This is a genomic window from Teichococcus aerofrigidensis (genome assembly GCF_054073225.1).
On record NZ_JBSXMU010000154.1, the window covers coordinates 1 to 6749 of the forward strand.

Consider the following 6749-nt stretch of genomic DNA (forward strand, 5'->3'; position numbering starts at 1 on the left):
GGGCGGCCTGGCCGCGGCCGCCGCCGCCGCCGCGCGGCTGGCCGCCCCGGACGCGGCCGCCCGCCTCGCCGATCTCGTTCTCTCCCGCGCGGATGCGCGCCAGTCCCAGGATGCTTCGTGATGCGCGCCCTGCCGCTCAATATCGGTCCCATTCATTTCGTCGGCATCGGCGGCATCGGCATGTCGGGCATCGCCGAGGTGCTGCACAATCTCGGCTACCAGGTGCAGGGCAGCGACATCGCCGAGGGCTACAATGTCGAGCGGCTGCGCGCCGCCGGCATCTCGGTCATGGTCGGGCATGACGCGGCCAATCTGGGCGCCGCCCAGGTCGTCGTCACCTCGACGGCGGTGAAGCGCGACAACCCCGAGGTGGTGGCGGCGCGCCAGCGGCTGATCCCGGTGGTGCGCCGGGCCGAGATGCTGGCCGAGCTGATGCGGCTGAAATGGGGCATCGCCATCGGCGGCACGCACGGCAAGACGACGACGACCTCGCTGGTCGCGACCGTGCTGGAGGCGGCCAGGCTCGACCCCACCGTGATCAATGGCGGCATCATCAACGCCTACGGCACCAACACCCGCCTCGGCGAGGGCGACTGGATGGTGGTGGAGGCGGATGAGAGCGACGGCTCCTTCCTGCGCCTGCCCGCCGTCGCCGCCGTGGTCACCAACATGGACCCGGAGCACCTCGACCACTGGGGCACCGAGGATGCGATGAAACAGGGCTATGCCCAGTTCGTCGGCAACATCCCCTTCTACGGCTTCGCGGTGCTGTGCGCCGACCACCCCAACGTGCAGGCGATGATCCCGCAGATCGACCGCCGCCTGATCACCTACGGCTTCTCGCCACAGGCCGATGTGCGGGCCGAGCGGCTGATCACCGACCGCATGGGCGCCACCTTCGAGGTCACGGTGCAGGACCGCGCGACGGGCCGCAGCCGCAGCCTGAAGCCGATGCGCCTGCCGATGCTCGGCCAGCACAATGTGCAGAACGCGCTGGCCGCCATCGCCGTCGGCATGGAGATGGACATCGATGAGGGCACCATCCGCTCGGCCCTGGCCGGCTTCAAGGGGGTGAAGCGCCGCTTCACCCGCGTCGGCGAGGCCAACGGCATCCAGATCATCGACGATTACGGCCATCACCCGGTCGAGATCGCCGCCGTGCTGAAGGCGGCGCGGCAGGCCGGGGCGCGCGACGTCATCGCCGTGGTGCAACCGCACCGCTACAGCCGCCTGCAGGCGCTGTTCGAGGACTTCTGCCAGTGCATGAACGATGCCGGCACCGTCATCGTGGCCGACGTCTATGCCGCCGGCGAGGCGCCGATCCCGGGCTTCGACCGTGACGCGCTGGTGGACGGGCTGCGCGCCCACGGTCACCGCAGCGTCGTCCCCCTGCCCGGCCCCGACAGCCTGCCGGAGATGGTGAACGCCATCGCCAAGCCGGGCGACTACGTGATCTGCCTTGGCGCCGGCAATATCACCGGCTGGGCGCATGGCCTGCCGGAGCAGCTGGCCGCGCTGCAGCCGCGCGGTCCGCGCCTGGCCGGAGGCAGCCGGTGAGCCGCGCCATGCCGCAGGACACCCTCCCCGCCCTGCCGCCGCTGCGCGGCCGCGTGCAGGAGGCGGCGCCGCTCGCGCCGCTGACATGGTTCCGCACCGGCGGCCCGGCGCAATGGCTGGTCCGTCCCGCCGACGCGGAGGACCTCCTGCTGCTGCTGCGCGACCGCCCGCGGGATTGCCCGGTCACGGCGATCGGCGCCGCCTCCAACCTCCTGGTGCGCGATGGCGGCGTGCGCGGCATCGTCGTCAAGCTGGCGCGCGGCTTCTCGGAGGTCGCCGTCGAGGCGGACGGCCTCGTCGCCGGCGCCGCCGCGCTGGACGTGACCGTGGCCGAGCATGCCGCGGCGGCGGGCCTCGCCGGCCTCGAATTCCTTTGCGGCATTCCGGGCACCATCGGCGGCGCGGTGGCGATGAACGCCGGCGCCTACGGCGCGGAGGTGAAGGACGTGCTGGACTGGGCCGAGGTCGCGACACCCTCCGGCCTGCTGCGCCTCACCGCCGCCGAGCTCGGTTTCGCCTATCGCCGGGCCGTCCTGCCCGAGGGCGGCATCGTCACCCGCGCCCGGTTCCGCGCCGCGCCGGGAGAGGCCGGCGCCATCGCCGCGCGGATGCACGAGATCCGCGCGGCGCGCGAGGCGGCGCAGCCGGTCCGCGCGCGCACCGGCGGCTCGACCTTCAAGAACCCCGAGGGGCACAAGGCCTGGGCGCTGATCGACGCCGCCGGCTGCCGCGGGCTGCGGCGGGGCGATGCCCAGGTTTCGGAGAAGCACTGCAATTTCCTGCTCAATCTCGGTGCCGCCACGGCCGCCGATCTTGAGGATCTCGGCGAAGAGGTGCGCGCGCGCGTCGCCGCGCGGTCCGGCATGGCGCTGGACTGGGAGATCCGCCGCATCGGGGAGGTCTCGGCATGAACCACATCGCCGTTCTGTTCGGCGGCATCTCGGCAGAGCGCGAGGTTTCGCTCTCGACGGGGGCGCAGGTGGTCGCGGCGCTGCGCGAGGCGGGCTTCGCCGTCACGCCCATCGAGGTGACGCGGGACCTGCCGGGCCTGATCGCGGCGCTGCAGGCGGCGCGGCCCGACGCAGTGTTCAACGCGCTGCACGGGCGCTTCGGCGAGGATGGCTGCGTGCAGGGGGTGCTGGACTGGCTCGGCCTGCCCTACACGCATTCCGGCGTGCGCGCCTCGTCGGTCGCCATGGACAAGGCGGCGTCCAAGGCGGTCTTCGCCGCGCACGGGCTGCCGCTGGCCGAGCACCGCGTGGTGACGCCGGCCGAGCTGGAATCGGCCGATCCGATGCCGCGCCCCTATGTCGCGAAGCCGGTGAACGAGGGCTCCTCGGTCGGCGTGCACATCCTGCGCGAGGGCGACAACCGCCGCGCCGAGATCGCGCGCGGCTGGCGCTTCGGCCCGGCCATCATGGTCGAGGAATACATCCCCGGCCGCGAGCTGACCGTCGCCGTCATGGGCGGCCGCGCGCTGGCCGTCACCGAGATCGACACCGGCCGTGTCTTCTACGACTACGACGCCAAGTATGCCGAGGGCGGCAGCCGCCACCGCATCCCCGCCGAGGTGCCGGACGCCATCGCCACGGCGGCGAAGTCGGTCGCGCTCCGCGCCCATGAGGCGCTGGGCTGCCGCGGCATCAGCCGCTCCGACTTCCGCTACGACGATGCCACCGGCCGGCTGGTCCTGCTCGAGGTGAACACCCAGCCGGGCATGACGCCGACCAGCCTGGTGCCGGAGCAGGCGGCGCATTGCGGCATCAGCTTCCCCGAGCTCTGCGCCTGGCTGGTGCGGGAGGCGCGCCATGGCCCATAGCCCGACCCGCCTGCGCACCGAGGACCGCGCCCGGCTGGCGGCGGAGGGCCGCGCCCAGGCGACGTCGCGCCGGCCGAGCGGCCTGCGCCTCTGGCTGCGCCGCCGCCGGCCGCTGCTGCGGCCGGCGTTCTACGTCGCGCTCGGCCTCGGGCTGCTGGGCGGCGGGGCCGTGCTGGTCTCGGCCCTGGACCCCGCCGGGCGCTTCTCCTGGCTGTCCGAGAACCTGGCCGAGGCCACCGGCGGGGCCGGCATGGTGGTGGGCGAGATCATCGTGCGCGGCCAGCAGAACACGCCGCGCGAGCTGATCCGCGCCGCCATCGGCACGCGCGTCGGCGATCCGCTGCTGGGCTTCTCGCCCGAGCAGGCCAAGGCCCGGCTGGAGAGCATCGCCTGGATCGAGAGCGCCGAGGTGCAGCGCCTGCTCAACGGCAGCATCGTCATCGAGATCCATGAGCGCCGGCCCTTCGCGATCTGGCAGCACCAGGGCGAGTTCGCCGTGGTCGACCGTGACGGCCGCGTGGTCTCGGCCGACACGCTGGATGCCTTCGGCCCGCTGCCGCTGCTGGTCGGCGAGGGCGCGCACCACCGCGGCGCGGCGCTCTACGACGCGCTCTCCACCGAGCCCGAGGTGCGCCGCCGCACCCAGGCGCTGGTGCTGGTCAGCGAGCGGCGCTGGAACCTCAGGCTGCACAACGGCACCGACGTGCTGCTGCCGGAATCCCACGAGGCCGCCGCGATCCACCGCCTCGGCGAGTTGCAGCGGAGCAGCGCGCTGATGGACCGGCCGCTGGTCGCCATCGACATGCGCCTGCCCGACCGGCTCGTCGTGCGGCAGAACCCGCAGCCCGAACCGATCGCCGAACCGCCCAAGGGGCGAAGGAGCGGACGCGGATGAGCCGGATGGCCCGCATCATCGGCCCGGGCGAGCCGCCCGCCCCGCCGCCCAAGCGGCGCCGCGCGCGCGGCGGCCCCTATGGCGTGATCGATATCGGCAGCAGCAAGATCGTCTGCCTGATCGCCCGCGTCGAAGGCGACGGCCATGCCCGCGTCCTGGGCTGTGGATGGCAGCGCGCGCGCGGCATCAAGGGCGGCAACATCGTCGATCTGCAGGAAGCCGAGCTCTGCATCCGCGCCGCGGTCGCCCAGGCCGAGGAGGCGGCGGAGATCAAGCTGTCCGGCGCCATCGTCAACCTCTCCTGCGGCCAGCCGAGTTCGCGGCTGATGAGCATTCAATGGCCGATCGGCGGCCGCGCCGTGACCGAGGCGGATCTGCGCGCCGTGCTGGGCGAGGGCCGCCGCCGCGCCGCCGATGAGGGGCGCGAGACGGTGCACGCCACCACACTCGGCTTCACCATCGACGCCACGCCCGGCGTCGAGGATCCGCGCGGCATGGTGTGCGAGACGCTGGCCGCGCAATTGCACCTTGTCGACGCGGCCTCCGCCTCGCTGCGCAATCTTGGCGTCTGCCTCGCCGGTTGCGACCTGGAGGTGGAGGAGCTTGTTTCGGCGCCCTTCGCATCCGCTCTTTCTGTCCTGGTGGAGGATGAGCGTCAGCTGGGCGCGACCGTGGTGGACATGGGCGGCGGCACCACCAGCCTCGCCGTCTATGGCGAGGGTCATCTGCTGCACACCGCGCAGATCCCGGTCGGTGGCTGGCAGGTGACCAACGACATCGCCCGCGGTCTGGCGACGCCCATCGCGCATGCCGAGCGCATCAAGATCCTGGAGGGCAGCGCGCTCGACAGCGCCGACGACGCCAAGGCGATGATCGGCGTCTCGCGCGTCGGCGAGGACGAGGATCATCTGGTGCAGATCCCGCGCAGCCAGCTCGGCAGCATCATCCGCCCGCGAATCGAGGAGACGCTGGAGCTGGTGCGCGACCGTCTCGACGCCGCCGCGCTCGGCCGCGACGCCGGTTCGCGCGTCGTTCTCACCGGCGGCGCGAGTCAGCTGGTCGGCGTGCGCGAGATGGCGGCGAGAATCCTGGATCGCCCGGTGCGCATCGGGCGGCCGCAACCGATGCGCGGCGTTCCAGAATCCGCGCAAGGACCCGACTTTGCCACAACTTTGGGACTAGTCGCATGGGGCACCGGAGAGGGCCGTCCGCTCCTGGATATCGACCCCGGTCCCGAGCGTGGAAACGGTCGATTTATTCGTCTCGTCAACTGGCTTCGCGAGCGCGTCTGATGCAATCTGTACGCGGTCACGATTCGCTTCATCCGTCACGCCACACGCCCGCTACCCGAGGAGATTCGCTGCAATGACGCTGAACCTGACGATCCCGCGCCAGCAGCACACGGACTTCAGTCCGCGCATCACCGTCGTCGGTGTCGGCGGTGCCGGCTGCAACGCCGTGAACAACATGATCGCGATGGGTCTCGACGGCGTCGAGTTCCTCGTGGCCAACACGGACGCGCAGGCGCTGGTGAACAGCCGCGCCGAGCGCCGCGTGCAGCTCGGCCCGCACCTGACCCAGGGCCTGGGCGCCGGTGCCAAGCCGGAGATCGGCCGCGCGGCGGCGGAAGAGGCGACGGAGGATCTGGCGCGCCATCTCGAAGGCATGCACATGGTCTTCATCACCGCCGGCATGGGCGGCGGCACGGGCACCGGCGCGGCGCCGGTCATCGCCCGCATGGCGCGCGAGCGTGGCATCCTGACGGTCGGCGTCGTGACCCGGCCCTTCGACTTCGAGGGACCGAAGCGGCGGCGCGCGGCGGAGGCGGGGCTCGACGAACTGCAGACCTACGTCGACACGCTGATCGTCATCCCGAACCAGAATCTCTTCCGCAAGGCGAATGAGCGCACGACCTTCGCCGAGGCCTTCAAGATGGCCGACGACGTGCTGCACATGGGCGTGCGCGGCGTCACCGACCTGATGGTCAATCCCGGCCTGGTGAATCTCGATTTCGCCGATATCCGCACCGTCATGGCGGAGATGGGCAAGGCGATGATGGGTACCGGCGAGGCCGAGGGCGAGGACCGGGCGGTGAAGGCCGCCGAGGCCGCCATCAGCAACCCGCTGCTCGAGGACACCTCGATGCTCGGCGCGCGCGGCGTGCTGATCAACATCACCGGCGGCTACGACATGACGCTGTTCGAGGTCGACGAGGCCGCGAACCGCATCCGCCGCGAGGTGGACGAGGAAGCGAACATCATCTTCGGCTCCTCCGTCGACGAGGAGATGAACGGCCGCCTGCGGGTCTCCGTCGTCGCCACCGGCATCGATGCGGTGAAGGACGTTGCGGCGGAGAAGCCGGTGAAGGTCGTCGCCATCGGCGGCGGCGCGCCGGTCGCCGCGGTCGGCACCGCCACGGTGCCGCCGGTCTCGCGCGGCGTGATCGGGGCGCCGACCGCGCCGCGCCCGGCCATGCCG

6 protein-coding genes are annotated in these 6749 nt (G+C 72.1%); all 6 read left to right on the forward strand.

From position 1 onward, the window contains the following. Positions 1 to 120 precede the first annotated feature (120 nt). A complete protein-coding gene (murC, locus tag ACVMLK_RS19100) occupies positions 121 to 1557 on the forward strand; it encodes a UDP-N-acetylmuramate--L-alanine ligase (RefSeq protein ID WP_457487306.1) in 1437 nt (478 codons plus the stop codon). A gap of 8 nt (positions 1558 to 1565) precedes the next feature. Further along, complete coding sequence (murB, locus tag ACVMLK_RS19105; protein ID WP_198366200.1) at positions 1566 to 2468, forward strand: UDP-N-acetylmuramate dehydrogenase; 903 nt, start codon at positions 1566 to 1568, stop codon at positions 2466 to 2468. Next, positions 2465 to 3376, forward strand: coding sequence for a D-alanine--D-alanine ligase (locus ACVMLK_RS19110; protein ID WP_198366101.1), 912 nt, complete (start codon positions 2465 to 2467; stop codon positions 3374 to 3376). The genes murB and ACVMLK_RS19110 overlap by 4 nt, the downstream gene beginning before the upstream one ends. Beyond that, positions 3366 to 4271, forward strand: a complete 906-nt coding sequence (locus ACVMLK_RS19115; RefSeq protein WP_457487307.1) for a cell division protein FtsQ/DivIB — start codon at positions 3366 to 3368, stop codon at positions 4269 to 4271. The genes ACVMLK_RS19110 and ACVMLK_RS19115 overlap by 11 nt, the downstream gene beginning before the upstream one ends. Next, on the forward strand, positions 4268 to 5563 hold the full coding sequence (gene ftsA / locus ACVMLK_RS19120; protein WP_198366100.1) for a cell division protein FtsA: 1296 nt from the start codon (positions 4268 to 4270) through the stop codon (positions 5561 to 5563). The genes ACVMLK_RS19115 and ftsA overlap by 4 nt, the downstream gene beginning before the upstream one ends. A gap of 73 nt (positions 5564 to 5636) precedes the next feature. Next, the coding region (gene ftsZ, locus ACVMLK_RS19125; RefSeq protein ID WP_457487308.1) for a cell division protein FtsZ at positions 5637 to 6749 on the forward strand (1113 nt) is incomplete at its 3' end.